Genomic DNA, 16394 nt, shown 5'->3' with positions numbered 1-16394 from the left:
CTTGAGCGACGATGCCTGTCCGCTGCCGGGGTGGTGCTGGCGGAAGTATTCGAGACAGAGGACGGGTCAGAAAAGCTGTATCCCCTGGATGAACGAATGCTGCGGTCGGTCATGGGAAAGCCCCAGGAGTGGACGATGGTGTCCATCTTTCAGACGTTCAGCGGGATTCGTCAGCGCCGCGCGAAGGGCTTCGCTGCCAGGCGAAGCAATCAAGTGCAGCGAAACCTCCCTGCGGCACTCCTCCGCCACTTGCGTGCCACAAGGTCGGCGTCCGCCTTGCGCCTCGGCTGACGGTCCCGCTACCACAGGGATTTCACCTTGTGGACCGTGGGAAGCATTTCACAGTCCGTCCGCGTGAGCTGCTGCACTGCGGCAATCCTCAGGCGCAGAATCAGCCTCAGAGGTCTCCCGTCCCAGCGCCCCTGCGTTGGCGGGAAGCCCGATCACTGCAGAGAGGCCTGGCTCCCATGAGATTCCTCCGCGACCTTTCCATTCGGCAGCGCCTGCTGGGTAGTACGGTGCTGCTATGCCTGCTGATCGTTGGCCTGGGCGCCTGGTCTGCCATCAGCATGGATCACGTCCAGAGCCGTTCTTCGGATCTGCTCGACCGACAGAGCGTCACCGCCCAGGACACTGCCCGCATCCTCGCATCGCTGGAGCGCATCCAGCGGCTGGAACAGTCGGTGATGCTCAATGGGAACAACACCAACGAGGCGGGTGAGCACCACAACCAGTGGAAGAAGACGGTCGCGGACATGCGCAGTCAGCTCAAGGCCGTCATGACCACCCCGGAGCGCGAGCAGGCGTTGGCGCCAGCGGTCGCAGGCTTCGAAGCGCATGTCAAACCGCTGGCCGACATCCTTCAGCAGGTCGTGGATGCCAAGATGGATCCGTCCGCCGCATTCGCCTATGCCGGCCAGGCGCAGGCAGATCTCGATACGGCGCGCAGCGTGTTCAACAAATGGGTCGAAGACACCCAGGCCGCCGTGACCGCCGAGCGCGAGGCGGACCATGCCTCCGCCTCGATGCAATCGAAGATCCGACTGGCAGTCCTGGTGCTCGTTGTGGTGCTGGTCGGTGTCCTGATGCTGGCCATGGTGCGATCCATCCTCACACCGCTGGGCAGGGCTTCCGAGGTGGCCAAGCGGATTGCGCTGGGCGACCTCAGCGCGGACATCGTGGTTCAGGGGCGTGATGAAGTCGCCACCTTCATGCGCACACTCGCCGACATGCAGAGCGCATTGCGCGAGATCGTTGGGCAGGTGCGCCAAAGCGCGGAAAGCATCCGCATCGCCAGCGATGAAGTGGCAACCGGCAATCTGGACCTGAGTCAGCGCACCGAGCAGACAGCCTCCAACCTCCAGGAGACGGCGGCCTCGATGGAAGAGCTGACGAGCACGGTGAGGCACAGCGCAGAAGCCGCATTGCAGGCCCGCGATCTGGCGACCTCCGCATCCACCGTTGCCGACCGGGGCGGCCAGATGGTGGGTCAGGTGGTGCAGACCATGGGCGACATCAACCAGTCGTCCCGGAAGATTTCGGACATCACCGGCGTGATCGACAGCATTGCGTTCCAGACCAACATCCTGGCCCTGAATGCCGCCGTGGAAGCGGCCCGGGCCGGCGAGCAGGGACGCGGCTTTGCAGTGGTGGCCAGCGAGGTGCGGGGGCTGGCGCAGCGCAGTGCCGAAGCGGCGAAGGAGATCAAGGCCTTGATCGGCGAATCGGTCGATCGCGTGGAAGGGGGCAGCCGGCAGGTGGTGGATGCCGGCGAGACCATGGGTGAACTGGTGGCCTCGGTGCGCAAGGTGAGCGACATCATCAGTGAAATCAGTCGAGCGGCCGATCGGCAGAGCCAGGGCATCGGCGAGGTCGGCGCTGCGGTGACGGTGCTCGATCAGATGACCCAGCAGAATGCAGCGTTGGTGGAGCAGTCGGCCGCCGCGGCAGAAAGCCTGAAGAACCAGGCGCGGCAACTCTCGGAGGTGGTGGCCACGTTCCGGTTGGAGTCGTCCCCCATGAGGCCGGCCGGCACGATCAGTTTTCCTTCATGAAGAAAAAAAGGGGCGCCGCTTTCGCGGGCCCCTTTCGATGCCGGCAGCTTCAAGCGCCACTGGCAGACGTCATCAAGCAATGGCGACAGCGTCACGCACCTTGCGCGGGGCCAGTGCATGCTGCTCGAACAGCATCGAGAACGACGCGCGTCCGGACGACAGCGCACGCAGTTGCCCGATATAGCCGAACATCTCGCTCAGCGGGACTTGCGCATCCACAACGATGGCTGTGCCTCGCAGCGATTGCCCTCGGACGAGACCGCGACGCCGGTTCAGATCGCCAATGCAGCCGCTCAGCGATTCCGCTGGCGTGACCACCTCCACCGCCATCACCGGCTCGAGCAACTGCGGGTCTGCGATCAGGTTGAACTGCGTGCCCTTCCAGTGTCGACATGGTGGCGCAAGGCATCGCAATTGCCCGCACACCACAACGCTCACATTCATCGCCAAAGGAGTTCCCATGCGTCTGGACGGTTCCTGTCACTGCGGCCGGGTGAAATTCTCGGTGGACTCTCACGAGCCCGCTCCCTTCATGCGCTGCTATTGCTCCATCTGCCGCAAGACGGCAGGCACGGGCGGCTTCGCCATCAACCTGGGCGCGGATTACCGCACCTTCAAGCTGCATCAGGGTGAGAAGGAGCTACGCATCTACCGCGCGCACCTGAACGGCAAGGAAAGCACGGGTCAGCGTCACTTCTGCGGCCATTGTGGCACCGCCCTGTGGCTCTACGACGAGAGCTGGCCGGACCTGGTGCATCCACATGCCGGCGCCATCGATACGCCGCTGCCCGTGCCCCCCGCCCATGTGCACATGATGCTCGGCTCCAAACCGGAGTGGGTGGAGGTGTCCGACCATCCGGGAGACGACCAGTTCGACGAGTATCCGGAGGAATCACTCGCCGACTGGCACCGCCGTCACGGGCTGTGAACGTTCATCCCCCTCAGAAGTTGCGCCATTCGCCGCCAGGTTCACCATCGTGGGCTTCGGGATCGACACCACAGGCCTCGGCGGCGTCAATGAAGAGCGGCACCAGCAACTCTCGCTCGTCCGTCTCCAGCAGGCCGCCGTCGGTCTCTTCATTGATCTCATCCAGCGCTTCATACAGCTGCCGCATGGCGTCCAGGACCGAAGCTTCCTCGGCCGGATCTGGCAATGCCTTCAGCCGGGCGAAGTAGGCCAGGATCTGTCCGTCCACCTTGTCCGAGGCCTCCTCGGTGTGGCCGGACAGTCCGGCCTCGCGACAGTGTTCCCAGTGCTCCTGGATCTCAGGAGCGGCTTCGGCCAGGATTTCGTCGAGCCGTTGGTTCCGATCGGTCATGACAGATGATTCTCTTGGATGGTGGAATCGCCGACTTTAGCGGTGGCGCATGTCATGGCGCATGTCATGGCGCATGCCAGGAGCACTGTCGCGGCACGCGGGGTTGTTACCGGGTCGATTCAGGTCGCCATTCGCCGGTCACCCATCGCTGAAAGCCACCGCCTTCAGCGAAGCGCCACAGATGCAGCCAGCCATGCTCCACCAGCTGTCGCACCACTGCATGCCGTTGCAGGACGCGGTCGATCGCGTCGGCAGGCGCGTCGATCACCACGGTCAGGCGCACGGCCTCATGGCGCCAGTCTTCACCGTCGTGCACCGACTGGCGCGCGAGGCCGATGCGCAGATCGCCGCCATTGCCTTCGAAGACACCGAGGTTTCCGCCCACCACGTTGTGCAGCAGCTTGTTGCCGCTGCCCAGGCGGGTCGGCTCACTGGTGGACGCGTGGTATTGCCAGTTGATCCAGTGCGTCACCAGCATCGGCGCCGTCATCAGCAGTTCGAGCACACTGCCGTCCGCATCCTGTTCGGCGTCGTAGTCATGCAGGAAGACGCGTCCGTGCAACACCGACCCGCGGGTGCGAGAGCGCGGCGCCATCACGAAGGCGGCATTGCCGGCCAGGCCCCATTCGGGCCGGATCTGCGCGGCGTCATTGGCCCGGCGCTGCAGCTGACTGAGCAGGGCGCCTGCCGGCATGCGCGGATCCAGCCCCAGGGACGCCGCGCGCTCCCGCCGTACCTGATCGCCCGCCTGCACCAGCACCGGCTGCAGTCGGGACCAGCGCGCCTGCGCGCTGAGCGGCAGCAGGTCCAGATCGAACCCCTCGATCTCGTCCGTGGTGGTGTTATGCAGCGCGGCCACAAAGGCCACGTCTGCTGGCAGTGGCAGGCCGCGCGCACGCAGCCCCGCCTGCACCGGCGGCTCATTGAGCAGGCGCGCCAGCGCACGGGCGTTCACCTCGCCCGTCTGGCCACAGCACGCGCCGCAGTCCAGGGCCGCCGCCTGCGCATTGTTGAGGCTTTGGCTGCCATGACCCATCAGCAGCACCAGGGGCGCGATGGTGCGGTCCATCGACATCGCGTGCAGCACGCGTGCCGCGAGGGCGACCTTGGCTTCCAGATCCAGGCCGGCGAGGGTGGGGCGGCACACGGGGCGGTAGCGAGCGGAGAGACCCTCGTCATCCGCGACCCGGCGCGTGGCCTTGCCAGGGCGCAGCAGGCCGATCATCTTGCCGACATATCCCGCGCCAATGGCTTCCACCGAGGAAAACGCGGCATTGGGCCAGCGGGTCCCCGCACGCCATTGGCGCGTGCGGCGGAAGTGCTGATGACGCGCCTGCAGCACGTCCTGCGCATCGGGGCCAGCGCTCGCATCGAGCGGCAGGGTGACGACCTCATCGGTCACCGACAGGGCTGGCGCCAGCAGCCCCGGCAGTTGGGGACGGTCCAGCGAGGTACCGAGCGGCGAGTAACTGACCGGCAAGCCGAAGAAGCCCGCAAAGCCCAGCGTCTGGACCGCCGGCCAGGCGGACTCGATGGCGCGACGCAGCGGCTCGCTGCGAACGTCGATGCAGAAGACGGCCTGGACCTCCGGGGCGGGCACTGGCGTTCCGCCGGGGCCCTGTGCCAGCACGGGCGCTGGCGCCACCATCGCCAGTCGTTGGGCGAGGTCGCGCTGATAGCCGATGTCCAGGGCGTTCTGCCACACCTCGTCCACCAGCAGGTGGTGATGCGCCTCCTGCAGCCGCTGCGCGGACTGTTCCCAGGCCCCCTGCAGGGCCGCGAAAGCCCGCTGGGCGGTGGAGCCGCCGCGGCATTCGAGCAGAACGGCGCCCCAGGCCAGACGAATGGCGAGCAGGTCCCGGAGATGGCTGTCACTGCCGCCCTGCAGGCGGGCCTGCCAGCCGAGATAGGCGCACCAGGATGCCCAGCCGTTCACCGTCAGCAGCACCGCTTCGAGGTAGTCGGCCCAGGCGTCTTCGGGCAGCCCCAGACGGCTCAGGACCCAACGCTCGGCCGCCTCCCGGGTATCCGGCAGCGCCTGCAGCCCGCGGGCGATGTCGGGCAGGCCCATCAGCACGCCGATGCCGTGGTCATGGACGAGGGTGTCGCGCCAGAAGGCGTAGAGGCCGTGGCTGCGCTGCGGCTGCCAGTCGGCCTGGTGACGGTCGAAGTAGGCCGCGCAGGTCTGGCTCAGCTGATGGGTAATGGCCTGCCGCCATGAGAGTCGCGACTGTCCTTGCGGATCGTCATCCAGCACGTCAATCAGCAGCGGCAATTGCGGCAGTTGCTGCAGTTGCGGCAAGGCAGGCGACGGGCCCAGGGCGGCGATGCAGGCCGCTTCGTCGAGACCGCAGGCGCGAGCTTCGGCCGAGGCGAGCAGCGCGGCACGCAGATCGGCCGACTGGATGCGGCCGGAGTGCCAGGCAGCCCTCAACTGATCCCGCGGCGGAAAGACCTGCAGGCGGCCCAGTACCGCCATGCGGGCGGCGACGGCGCGTACCGGCATGCCGATGCGTTCCCAGTGCGGGTTCACCGCAATGGCGCGATCCAGTGGCCAGGCCGGCGCGATGGCGCTGCAGGCCTTGGCGCAGGCCGCTTCCACACGTTGATCAAAGTCGGGCGTGGTACCGCATGCCTCGGCACTGCTGAAGACGGAAAGCACCGTGTCCTGCCCCTTGGGGGAGAGGACGTCGCGATCCTGCGCGGTGTCCGGGCGGCTGGGCGGGGTCGTCCGTTCGCGGATGGGCCGGGTGATGGTGTTCATGGAGGTCCTCGTGAAGGGCGGGGGAGGGGGGCTCATTGCGCCAGCGGGGAGGCCCATCGTGTGGGCCACACCTGGAGCGTCCAACGGGTGACGTATTCATCGATGTAAAACCCGGCGTAACTGCGGCGGCGCCAGCCGGAGAGCATGTCCGTGCCGGACTGCATCAGCACCAGGCAGACATACAGCAGCCCCATGCCGCCGACCGCCGCCCAACCGGTCCACGGCTCCGGGGTGTCCGTCACACCGAAGGGCAGCGCGTGGCCCAGCAGGGCGGCACAGGTCAGCCCCGCCACCATGGCAAGGCCGGTGAGCGTCTGACGCCACGGCGTGGTGCGCGTTGCATCACCCGCGCTCTGCGTGCTCCACATCAGCGGCGCCCAGGCCAGGGCGAGCAGGGCCGTCCACCACAGGGGCCATCCGGACGTCCCGACGGTGGCCGACACCAGTGCACTCAACCCGAGCACCACTGCGGCCGCCGCCGCGGGTGCCATCAGCAGGCTCGGCAAGGTCGCGGTGGCGCTGCCGCGCATGTCGGCGCGGCGGCTCTCGTCCACCACGCTGGACGCCATCAGGAAGGCATGCGCCTTGTAGAGCGAATGGCCCAGCAGATGCAGCAGTGCGAGGCTGTACAGACCCAGTCCGCACTCCATCACCATGAAACCCATCTGGGCGACGGTGGACCAGGCCAGCCGCACCTTGATGCTGATGCGGGTGAGCATGACCAGGCCGGCCAGGACGGCCGTGAGCAGGCCCGCGCCCACCAGCAGCCAGCGGGCCACTGGCGCTGCCTCCAGCAGCGGCGCAAAGCGGATCAGCACCCAGCCGCCCAGATTGACCACGCCGGCATGCAGCAGCGCGGACACCGGCGTCGGCGCCTCCATCACCTGGATCAGCCAGCCATGCATCGGCAGCAGGGCGGTGCGCAGCAGCACGGCGAGGGCCAGACAGACCGCAGCGATCTGCAGACTGCTCGACGCGGGCCCGGCGGCCAGATGGTCCCGCAGCGCGGTCAGCGAGCCGCTGCCGACCTCCCAGGCGCTCAGTCCCGCAGCCGTCAGCAGCAGCCCATCCGCCAATCGGTCGGCGACGCGCTTTTTGTGGGCGGCGAGTTGGGCGAAGGGCCGATCGGCGTAGAAGCAGAGCAGGTGTTGCAGCGCGATCCCCGCAGCCGCCCAACTGCCGATCAGCAGCAACCAGTGATCGGCCAGCAGCAGCACCTGGACGGCGGCCAGCACGCCACACAGCGCAGCCGCATACCGGGCCTGGCCCCGTTCCCCTTCCAGGTAGCGGGAAGAGAACACGCCGATGGCCGTGCCCAGCAGTTGCACCAGCAGGGCGACCCAGGCGCCGCTCAGGCTGAGGGCGACGAAAGGGAGCGCGCGGGGCTGTGCGAGCGGCGTGAGAGCGGGGCCGGTGGAAGCCAGGTGCAGCCCGCCTTGCAGCGCCAGACTGAGGGCAGCCGCCAAAGTGGCTGCCATGGACATCCAGCGGAAGCGGCGCCACGCGCTCTGATCGCTGGCGATGCCCTGCGTCCGTCCTGGCAGCGCCGCCAGGCCCATCGCGGCCAGCATCAGGGCGGCGGGCAGCAAGGCGCTGAACGCAGCAGCCGAGGTGGGAAAGAAGGTCATCACAAGCGCTCCAGAACTCAATGGCCGCGATCGTGCCGATCCTCAGTTGTTCTGTAAAATTCATTGATCAGAACTAATTGATCTGGAAAACAGAATGTTTGGCGTCGAGCAACTGAATTTCCGGCACTTGTTCTATTTCTGGCAGGTGGCCCGCACGGGGCATCTCACCCAGGCGGCGCAGCAGCTTCATGTGTCGCAGTCGGCGCTCTCCAGTCAGATCCGGCAGCTGGAGGACCGCCTTGGCGAGCCGCTGTTCGAGCGCAGCGGCCGGCGCATGGTGCTGACCGAGCGCGGGCAACTGGTGCTGTCCTACGCAGAGAACATCTTTGGTCTGGGCCGGGAGTTGCTGGGTCGGCTGCAGGGTCAGGGTCCCGGCATGGAGCACCTGCGGGTGGGCAGTGTGGCGACTCTCTCCCGCAACTATCTGGAAAACTGGATTCGACCGCTGCTGACCGATCAAGCGGTGACGCTCTCGCTGGAGTCCGGCTTGCTGGACGGGCTGATTGCGCGTCTGTTGGAACACCAGCTCGACGTCGTGCTCGCCAACGAAGCGGTGCCGGCCAGTGCGGACCGGCCGTTGCATTGCCGCTTTCTCGGCAGCCAGCCGATCTCCCTGGTGGGGGCGGCCCAGGAATGGCGCGGGCGCAGCCTGCGCATGCCGGAAGATCTGGATGGCCGGGAACTGGCGCTCCCGGGCCCTCGCCACGCGCTGCGCGGACCCTTCGATGCGCTCTGCGTGGCAGCGGGCGTGACCCCGCGTTTGCGCGCCGAGGTGGACGACATGGCGATGCTGCGTCTGGTGGCGCGGGACAGCGGCTGGCTCACCGTGCTGCCGGAGGTGGTGGTGCAGGACGAACTGCGCACCGGCGTGCTGGTGACGGTGGCCCGATCCACCCAGCTGCGCGAGAACTTCTATGCGATCACCACCTTGCACCGCCATCGCATGGAGCGGCTGGAACGATTGCTGGCGCATGCGCCGGTGCTTTCCGATTCCGCTCATGAGGGTCCCGCTCCGTAGTGCAGAGGCGGGGCGGCGTCGCATCATGCGCCGCGGCGGCTCGCGCGGGCGCCGGTCGAGCACTTCCCGGCTCGGCGCACAGCGCTCCGGATGCTGCCGTCGACAATGAGGAGCCGGTTCATCTCAGGCAGTCTTTGCAAGCTCGGCGCTCACGGCGGGCCAGGCGCTTCGAAGATCGGGTGGCGCCACAGCGCGGACGGCGCAATCCCCGTTTAACGAAACCTCCCCTCCGACCGTGGGCCGTGCGAGAGGTGTTTTGAGGAGTTGTCCGTCAGCATCGCCCGACGTGGGCACCACGTTTGCTGGCTGCGAACATGTTCGATCTACAAGTCCCTGTCTGGGAACTGCTGGCCCGCGCAGTTCTCATCTACTTCGCGCTGTTTCTCATGGTCCGGCTTTCGGGCAAGCGGACCGTCGGACAGTTCACACCCTTTGACCTGCTGGTGGTGATGCTGCTCAGCGAAGCGGTCAGCAACGGCCTGAGCGGCGGCGAGGAATCCGTGACCGGCGCCTGGATCCTCGCTGCAGCGCTGATCCTGATGAATGGCCTGCTTGGCTTCATCAGCTCTCGAAGCAAGAAGCTGGAACGGCTGTTGGAAGGGTCGCCGGTGCTGATCGGCCGGGACGGTCAGTGGTTCCCGCAGATCATGCGACGGCATCGCATTGGTCAGGCCGATGTGAAACAGGCGCTTCGCGAAGCCGATTGCTCCTTGCGCGACATGAAGCTGGCGATTCTGGAGAGCGACGGCAGCATCAGCATCATTCAGCACTGAGGCCGCGGCGCGCGACGGCACGCCACGCCGTGCCGTGCCGTCGCATGCCGCGCCACCGCTTGATGCTGCATGGATTGCCGTCCATGTGATGCCGGATTTGCACGCTCCACACGGTTGATCAAGAGGCTTGCTGAAAAGCGCTCATCCGCTCATTCATTGTTCGTTGTGCACGTGCCTGCGTTCAGTTGCTGTATCGCGCGGCGTCGATCTATTGCAACAAGGTCAGCCCCGCGCGATCTGCGGCAATCCCGTTCGGCTGTGAGCGGGTAACCCTATCTCTCTGGCAGGTTTTCGCTTTGCTCCGTGAATGCGTGGCCGCTGATTCTCGGCAGCCGCTGGTCTTTCACGAACCCAGCTCAACCGGCAAGGAGATTTTCATGTTTGCGCACAACAAACGACTGCAATACACGGTCCGCGTTCGCGAATGCAATCCTGCATTGGCCAATCTGATGCTCGAGCAATTCGGCGGACCGCAAGGCGAGCTTGCAGCGGCCTGCCGCTACTTCACACAGGCCCTGGCCGAGGACGACCCTGGCCGCAAGGACATGCTGATGGACATTGCCACCGAAGAGCTCAGCCATCTGGAAGTGATCGGCACCGTGGTGGCCATGCTCAACAAGGGCGCCAAGGGCCAGCTCGCAGAGGCCACTGAATCCGAGGCCGAGCTCTTCCGGTCTCTTCAGGGGGCCGGCAACGATTCGCACGTCACGCAGATTCTTTATGGCGGCGGACCGGCACTGACCAATTCCGGCGGGCAGCTGTGGAATGCCGGTTATATCGACAGCATCGGGGATCCAAGCGCCGACCTTCGCTCCAACATCGCTGCCGAAGCGCGTGCCAAGATCGTTTATGAACGTCTGATTGCGGTGACTGACGACCCCGGCGTCAAGGAGGCCCTGGGCTTTCTCATGACACGCGAGATCGCTCACCAGAAGTCATTCGAAAAGGCGCTGTATTCGATGGCGCCGAACTTCCCCCCGGGCAAGCTGCCGGGCAAACCGGAGTACGCGTCGGTCTACTTCAACATGTCGCAGGGCGAGGGCGACATGCGCGGGCCGTGGAACGACGACACCTTGTTCGCGTACGTGTCCGACCGGGAGCAGCAAAGCGCGGTGGACGGCGGCGACGGTCAGGCGTCCGTGGGACTCACCCCGGATCAGGACCGGGATATGACGGCCATGCGCGAGCGCACCGCCTCCGATCCCTTGAGTCAGCCTGTCACCGGCGTGGAGCTGGGTAGCGGCGCCACTCCGGTGGATGCGGCCAATGCGGCGATGGACAAGAAGCGCTGATCGAGGGGCCCCCGCATGCAGATCACGCATGCGGGTCCCTGCCGGATGCGGAACACCCGGCAAGTCGCTGCCGGGGGGCGGATCACGCAGGCGTGGGCCCGCCGTATCCGGATCAAGCCTGCGTGTCTGTACGCGGCGCCCGAAGCGCCGCCACGGCCAGCCCCAGGGCGAAGGCCGCATACACCCCGGTCAGGGCGCGGCTGGACAGCCGGCGCTCAAACCCGGGCGTCAGTCGCTTCGGGACCAGCACCAGATCCACCCCGGCGGCGCAGAGGGTGAACAGCGCCGCCTCCGCGGTGATGCGCAGCCCGCCCTGATCCCGCGCTGCGGGCCTTGCCCGGGAGGCGGCATACAACACGCCCCAGAAGAACGACGACGCCTGATGCGTCAAAGCGCCCAGGAGCGTATGCCGCAGGCTGAACCGCTGCTGATGGGCCGCCGATTCTCCAAAGAACCAGTGGCTGGGTGCATTGATGCCGGTCAATGGACCATCTCCGCGCGAGCGGCTGGCCATGACCAGCGAGGCGGCGGACAGCAGTCCGCTCCACCAGCCCGCGGACAGCGCAAGAGGAATCAGACGCGATGGAATCATGACGGCACCTTCGGCGGACGATTGCAATCCTTCGGGCGCGGCAATGCGTGTGCCGCTGCTGCACGGCAAGGACGTGCAGGGCCAGCCATCGCTTGAAGCGACGCGGGCCAACAGGTGTGAACGACTCAAGGACCACTCATGGAGTATGTGATCGTCAAATGGCTGCATGTGCTGAGCGCCACCGTGGTATTCGGCACCGGCATTGGATCGGCCTTCCACATGCTAATGGCCAGCCTGCGCCGGGATCCCGCGATCGCGGCTCAGGTGGTGCGGCAGGTGGTCTGGGCCGACTGGCTGTTCACCACCTCCACCATGGTGTTCCAGCCGCTGTCGGGCTGGTATCTGGCGCACCTGATGGGCATGCCGGTACTGCAGACCCGTTGGCTGGCCGGATCGTTGCTGCTGTACGTGGTGGCGGGGCTGTGCTGGCTGCCGGTGGTGGTCATCCAGATCCGGATGCGGGACCTGGCGCTGCAGGCCCAGCACGCCGGCACTGCGCTGCCGCCGCGCTATTTCTTCCTGCTGCGCTGGTGGACGGCCTTGGGAGTGCCCGCACTGCTCGCGTTTCTCGGCGTGTTCTATCTGATGGTCGCCAAGCCGGTATGACGGTGCGCCAGCCGAAGCGGCTGGGCCTGGGGATTGCCGGACGAGTGCAGTGTCGATCCACCTCGGGATCGCCCAACCTGCCAAGGAAAGTCCATGCCTCAATCCGACCAACTGGAAAAAGAGCGGCAGCGCCTCACTGGCCAGGCGCAGCATCCGCATGAGAAGGTGCCCACCTATCAGGAACTGCTGGACGCTGCCATTGAAGACACCTTTCCCGCGAGCGATCCGATCGCCGTTGGCGGCGCCACCAAGATTGCCGAGCCGCACACCACCCTGCGGGACGCCAAGGACTGGAGCCTCAAGCCCGGCAGCGAGACCATTCCGGGCGAGGCGGGCGCTCAGGCGCCCTCCGGCGGGCCGGAGGTCTCCGCGCCTTGCGACGGATTTGTCGAACGCCCGATGACGCTGCAGAGCTCGGTCGACGCGGCAGTGCAGGTGCCGCGCGGGCCTTGCACCATCGAACAGAGCGAGCACCGCGCGGTGCTGCGCTGGATGGCGGACGGACAGTCCCGGCGAGGGGCCCTGTCCATCGAGGAGTACCGCGATCGGCTGGCCGATGGCAGCCTGCGCCGCGGTGGTCCCTGTGCTGAACCTGAAGAAACCGGAGCCTCCTCATGAGCCCCACCGACCCGATCCAGACCCAGAACACCCCCACGCCCGTATCCAGCGACAGCTCTGCCCAGTCAGAGCCCCAGACCGACGAGGGAAAGCGCTTGGCCCAGCAGTCGCGCGACGCCATCGACAACAATCGCGACGGTTTCCGCCACAAGCCGATGGACCTTCCGCCGGCCAGCAAGGAGACTTTCGAGGAGAGTGACACCGGCGGCACCGAGCCGACCCATGTGCCCACGCGGCGTTCCGATCACCAGCAATAAAGCGGGCTCAGCCGGATGGGACGCGCTGCACCTCATTCGCTGGTGCGGACGCCGGTCTCATCCAGCACGTCGTCATTGTCAGCATCGTCGCCTGCGCGGGCCCGAATCACCGCATTGACTTCCGCCCCGTAGATCAGCGTGCTGGCCGTGATGTAGAGGAACACCAGCGTCGCGACGACGCCGGCAAAGCTGCCATAGAGCAGGGCCAGCTTGCCGGCACTGCGCAGGGTGTAGGAGAGCGTGGCCGCTGCCGCCACCCAAAGGCCGGCGCCCACCACGGCGCCGGGCAGCACGGTGCCCAGGCGCTGGCGGATGTCCGGCAACCAGCCATAGAGCAAGGCATAGAGCACCACCAGGACCGCAAACGCGGATCCGTAACGAACGCTGTTGCGCAGCCAGACCGTCTCGCGGCCCACGCCCGTGCCTTGCTCTAGGGCCTCCCACAGATACGGCATGACGATCACCGAGCTGAAGGTGGCGAGGATGCCGCCACCCACCACCACGGTGAACAGCGTCACCTTGAGACGGGCGCGCCAGAAGGGGAGACCGCGCTGGATGCCATAAGCGCGGTTGAGGGCGGTGCGTACCGCCTGCATGCCCGAAGACGCCGTCCACAGCGTCACGAACAGCCCGATGGCCAGCAGCGCCTGGCTGCGCTGGGCAAGCACCTGATTGATGACCGGCTGCATGGCGCTGCGCACCAGCGGCGGCGCATATTCCACCACCCGGCTGACCAGCGCGGCGGCATCGCCCGGGGCGCCGATGAAGGCGGCGCCGGCGGACAGCAGCAGCACCAGCGGGAACATGGCCAGCACCGTGGAGAACGCCATGCTGCCTGCCTGGTTAGCGCTCTGATGCAGCACGTAGCTGCGCACCGCCGACAGCAGCACGCCGATGACGGGCAGGTCGAACACACGGGTGCTCAATTGGCGAAAGAGTTTGCGCAGGAAGGCCATGAGGGGCGGTGGGGCGTGAAACGGCCATGGAGCAACCCGCGTGCCGACCCCCTGGCGTGGGTGGCCCGTGCGGCCTGAGCCCGCAGGGAGGATGGGCGGAGGGATACTGGCAGGATGGATCCGCAAGTGCCCCCGCCTCCCGCCGCTGCGCCTGACACAGTTCCTGCTGCACCCGCTTCCTCGGTGGGCACGGCTTCTGCGGACCTCGCCCCTCCTGCCCCTCCTGGCGCTCCTGGTGCTCCTGGTGCTCCTGGTGCTCCGACCACCCCGGCCTCTCCGGCCTCTCCGGCCGTGCAGGAGGCTCCGCCGCATGACCACCACGCGCAAGCGGAACCGGACATCCTGGCGTCCATGCGGGAAGATCTGGCCGACTGGCGACAGTGGATCGCCCGAGCGGTGGTGCTGTTTTATGCCGTGCTCGCCGGACTTGCCGTGGTGCTGTTCACCTGGCTGAGCGACTGGGCGATCGAAGGGTTTGATCATCTGCGCCAGTGGTCGCCATGGGCGCCACTGGTGTGGACGCCGTGCTGCACTGCCGCGCTGGTGTGGCTGACCCGCCGCTTCGCGCCGGGCGCCGGTGGCTCGGGCATTCCGCAAGTGATGGCGGCCTTGTCACCTCAGGTGCCGCCGCACAGGCAGGGCCTGTTTGTGTCGCTGCGGCTGAGCGCGTCCAAGCTGCTGCTGGTCTCGGGTGGGCTGCTGGGCGGACTGGCCATTGGCCGGGAAGGGCCATCGGTACAGATTGCCGCCGGGGTGATGCAGCATGCGCAGCGCTGGTTGCCTCGCCGTTCGCCCTTGAACCACGAAGGTCTGCTGGTCGCCGGCGGTGCCGCGGGCATTGCCGCGGCCTTCAATGCGCCGCTGGCCGGTGTGATGTTCGCCATCGAAGAAATGACCCGCAAGATCGAGCAACGCACCAGCGGTCTGCTGATTGCGGCCATTGTGCTGGCCGGTCTGGTGGCCGTGTCCTTCTTTGGCAATGCCAGCTATTTTGGGCGGCTCCGGGTGGAGCATCTCAGTTGGGGCGATCTCTGGCCGGGCCTGCTGACCGCCATCGCCTGCGGCCTGATGGGCGGTGTGTTTTCGCGCCTGCTGCAGCGCAGCCTGCTGGGAGGCAGCGATCGCTTCAGTCAGCTGCGGGCGCGCTATCCGGTGCGCTTCGCCTTTGCCTGCGGACTGGTGATCGCGGTCATCGGCTGGGTGAGCCATGGCGCCACCGATGGCAGCGGCTACGGCTACACCCGCCGTCTGGTGGAAGGGCATCTGGACCTGCCGGTGCTCTATGTGACGCTTCGCATCGTCGCCACCTGGCTGGCGGTGTGGTCGGGCGTGCCGGGCGGCATCTTTGCGCCCTCCCTGGCCATCGGTGCGGGCATCGGCAGTGACATTGCGCAGCTGGCGGGCGCCGGTGACGGCGCGGCGGTGATGATCGCCATCGGCATGACGGCGTTCCTCGCCGCCGTCACCCAGGCGCCCATCACCGCCTTCATCATCGTGATGGAGATGGTGGATGGGCATGCGATGGTGCTGAGCCTGATGGCGGCCGCCTTGATGGCGAGCCTGATGTCACGCTGGATCAGCGTGCCGATCTACCACCGGTTGGCTCAGGCGCAATTGCGGCGCCTGGAGCCGCCTCAGGCCGCAGCCGCCACCAACTCTTTCACCAGCGCCTCATAGGTGCGCAGCGGATGCCCGATCAGCGCTTCCAGCCGCTGCGCCGTACCCGCCGCTGGCTTCATGCCGTGCTGCTGGATCCGGTTCATCATCAGCCGCATGTCGTAGGCCATCCAGCCCGGCCCGTATTGCGCCAGCTGGGCTTCGAAAGCCTCCAGGTCGTCGCCGCCGTACCGCACCTCGCGGCCCAGCACCTCACTCCAGACCTTGGCTGCTGATGCACCGGTGAACAGCGACGGTCCGCCCAGATCCATCGTCACACGGGGCAGTGGAACGTCAGACGCATCGCGTCGCAGCAGTTCCGCGACCGCCACGTCGGCAATGTCCCGGGTGTCGATCATCGCCACTCCGGCGCTGCCGATCGGCATCGGGTAGACGCCATAGCCCTGGATCACCGACTGCACCTGCCGCTCGTTTTGCATGAAGTAGGCCGGTCGCAGCACGGTGACCGGCAGGTCCAGCTGCTCGATCATCCGCTCCACGGTGTATTTGCCGGTGAAGTGCGGCACGTCGGTGAACTGGTCTGCATGGATGACGGACAGGTAAACGATGCGCTCGATGCCGGCGTCCCGCGCCAGCGCCAGCGTCTGCAGGCCCTGGGTCACTTCCGCCGGCGTGACGGCGTTGATGAGGAAGAGGCTGCGCACGCCGGTCAGCGCCTGACGCATCGTGGCGACATCCGACATGTCGGCGACGACTTCGGTGCTGCCGGCCGGCAGCGCTGCCTTGCCGGGTTCGCGGACAAGAGCCCGGACGCTGGCGCCGCGCTGGGCCAGACCTTGCAGAACGAGGGATCCGATGGTGCCAGTGGCACCGGTCACGAGGATGGTCATGAGAAAACTC

16 protein-coding genes are annotated in these 16394 nt (G+C 66.8%); 9 read left to right on the top strand and 7 right to left on the bottom strand.

What is annotated here, in order from left to right; genetic code table 11:
- Nucleotides 1-467: 467 nt before the first annotated feature.
- Nucleotides 468-2054, top strand: coding sequence for a methyl-accepting chemotaxis protein (locus FHS28_RS24625; protein WP_310736786.1), 1587 nt, complete (start codon nucleotides 468-470; stop codon nucleotides 2052-2054).
- 72 nt (nucleotides 2055-2126) lie between these two features.
- On the opposite strand, the gene FHS28_RS13735 is transcribed toward FHS28_RS24625, so the two are convergent.
- Nucleotides 2127-2516: a hypothetical protein gene (locus tag FHS28_RS13735; RefSeq protein WP_088451319.1), complete on the bottom strand. Its 390-nt coding sequence runs from the start codon at nucleotides 2514-2516 to the stop codon at nucleotides 2127-2129.
- On the opposite strand from FHS28_RS13735, the gene FHS28_RS13730 reads away from it, so the two are divergent.
- A complete protein-coding gene (locus tag FHS28_RS13730) occupies nucleotides 2515-2982 on the top strand; it encodes a GFA family protein (RefSeq protein WP_088451317.1) in 468 nt (155 codons plus the stop codon). The genes FHS28_RS13735 and FHS28_RS13730 overlap by 2 nt on opposite strands.
- 13 nt (nucleotides 2983-2995) lie before the next feature.
- On the opposite strand, the gene FHS28_RS13725 is transcribed toward FHS28_RS13730, so the two are convergent.
- The 3 genes from FHS28_RS13725 to FHS28_RS13715 form a co-directional block, all read right to left on the bottom strand.
- Entirely contained in the window at nucleotides 2996-3373 is a 378-nt protein-coding gene (locus FHS28_RS13725) for a hypothetical protein (RefSeq protein ID WP_088451315.1), read from the bottom strand.
- Between the two features lie 106 nt (nucleotides 3374-3479).
- Nucleotides 3480-6137 (bottom strand): YbcC family protein, encoded by a 2658-nt coding sequence (locus FHS28_RS13720; RefSeq protein ID WP_088451313.1) that lies wholly within the window; start codon nucleotides 6135-6137, stop codon nucleotides 3480-3482.
- 32 nt (nucleotides 6138-6169) lie between these two features.
- Entirely contained in the window at nucleotides 6170-7765 is a 1596-nt protein-coding gene (locus tag FHS28_RS13715; protein WP_221193949.1) for an NADH-quinone oxidoreductase subunit L, read from the bottom strand.
- A gap of 94 nt (nucleotides 7766-7859) precedes the next feature.
- On the opposite strand from FHS28_RS13715, the gene FHS28_RS13710 reads away from it, so the two are divergent.
- The 3 genes from FHS28_RS13710 (at nucleotide 7860) to FHS28_RS13700 (ending at nucleotide 10848) form a co-directional block, all read left to right on the top strand.
- Nucleotides 7860-8783 (top strand): LysR family transcriptional regulator, encoded by a 924-nt coding sequence (locus FHS28_RS13710; protein ID WP_088451311.1) that lies wholly within the window; start codon nucleotides 7860-7862, stop codon nucleotides 8781-8783.
- A gap of 314 nt (nucleotides 8784-9097) precedes the next feature.
- Nucleotides 9098-9556, top strand: coding sequence for a DUF421 domain-containing protein (locus FHS28_RS13705; protein ID WP_088451557.1), 459 nt, complete (start codon nucleotides 9098-9100; stop codon nucleotides 9554-9556).
- Between the two features lie 377 nt (nucleotides 9557-9933).
- Complete coding sequence (locus tag FHS28_RS13700; RefSeq protein WP_088451555.1) at nucleotides 9934-10848, top strand: manganese catalase family protein; 915 nt, start codon at nucleotides 9934-9936, stop codon at nucleotides 10846-10848.
- 112 nt (nucleotides 10849-10960) lie between these two features.
- Here FHS28_RS13700 and FHS28_RS13695 read toward each other — a convergent pair whose 3' ends face one another.
- Nucleotides 10961-11440 carry a hypothetical protein gene (locus tag FHS28_RS13695; RefSeq protein WP_184294800.1) on the bottom strand — a complete coding sequence of 160 codons (480 nt, stop codon included), beginning with the start codon at nucleotides 11438-11440 and terminating at the stop codon, nucleotides 10961-10963.
- A 138-nt stretch (nucleotides 11441-11578) separates the two neighbouring features.
- Here FHS28_RS13695 and FHS28_RS13690 point away from each other — a divergent pair, with 138 nt between their 5' ends.
- The 3 genes from FHS28_RS13690 (at nucleotide 11579) to FHS28_RS13680 (ending at nucleotide 12921) form a co-directional block, all read left to right on the top strand.
- A complete protein-coding gene (locus FHS28_RS13690) occupies nucleotides 11579-12046 on the top strand; it encodes a DUF2269 family protein (RefSeq protein ID WP_088451307.1) in 468 nt (155 codons plus the stop codon).
- Nucleotides 12047-12139: 93 nt separating this feature from the next.
- The gene (locus FHS28_RS13685; protein ID WP_088451305.1) at nucleotides 12140-12664 is read left to right on the top strand and encodes a hypothetical protein; all 525 of its coding nucleotides are present in this window, start codon (nucleotides 12140-12142) and stop codon (nucleotides 12662-12664) included.
- Nucleotides 12661-12921: a hypothetical protein gene (locus FHS28_RS13680; protein WP_088451303.1), complete on the top strand. Its 261-nt coding sequence runs from the start codon at nucleotides 12661-12663 to the stop codon at nucleotides 12919-12921. The genes FHS28_RS13685 and FHS28_RS13680 overlap by 4 nt, the downstream gene beginning before the upstream one ends.
- Before the next feature lie 32 nt (nucleotides 12922-12953).
- Here FHS28_RS13680 and FHS28_RS13675 read toward each other — a convergent pair whose 3' ends face one another.
- Nucleotides 12954-13877, bottom strand: coding sequence for a YihY/virulence factor BrkB family protein (locus FHS28_RS13675; protein WP_184294796.1), 924 nt, complete (start codon nucleotides 13875-13877; stop codon nucleotides 12954-12956).
- A 351-nt stretch (nucleotides 13878-14228) separates the two neighbouring features.
- Between FHS28_RS13675 and FHS28_RS13670 the strand changes: the two genes are divergently transcribed.
- Nucleotides 14229-15554: a chloride channel protein gene (locus FHS28_RS13670; RefSeq protein WP_088451553.1), complete on the top strand. Its 1326-nt coding sequence runs from the start codon at nucleotides 14229-14231 to the stop codon at nucleotides 15552-15554.
- Here FHS28_RS13670 and FHS28_RS13665 read toward each other — a convergent pair.
- Nucleotides 15512-16384, bottom strand: a complete 873-nt coding sequence (locus tag FHS28_RS13665; protein WP_088451299.1) for an NmrA family NAD(P)-binding protein — start codon at nucleotides 16382-16384, stop codon at nucleotides 15512-15514. The two genes, FHS28_RS13670 and FHS28_RS13665, sit on opposite strands and share 43 nt — an antisense overlap.
- Nucleotides 16385-16394 lie beyond the last annotated feature (10 nt).

Origin of the sequence: Roseateles terrae, assembly GCF_014192155.1 — a bacterium.
GTDB lineage: Bacteria > Pseudomonadota > Gammaproteobacteria > Burkholderiales > Burkholderiaceae_C > Roseateles > Roseateles terrae.
This window is presented reverse-complemented; position numbering and strand designations above follow the sequence as displayed.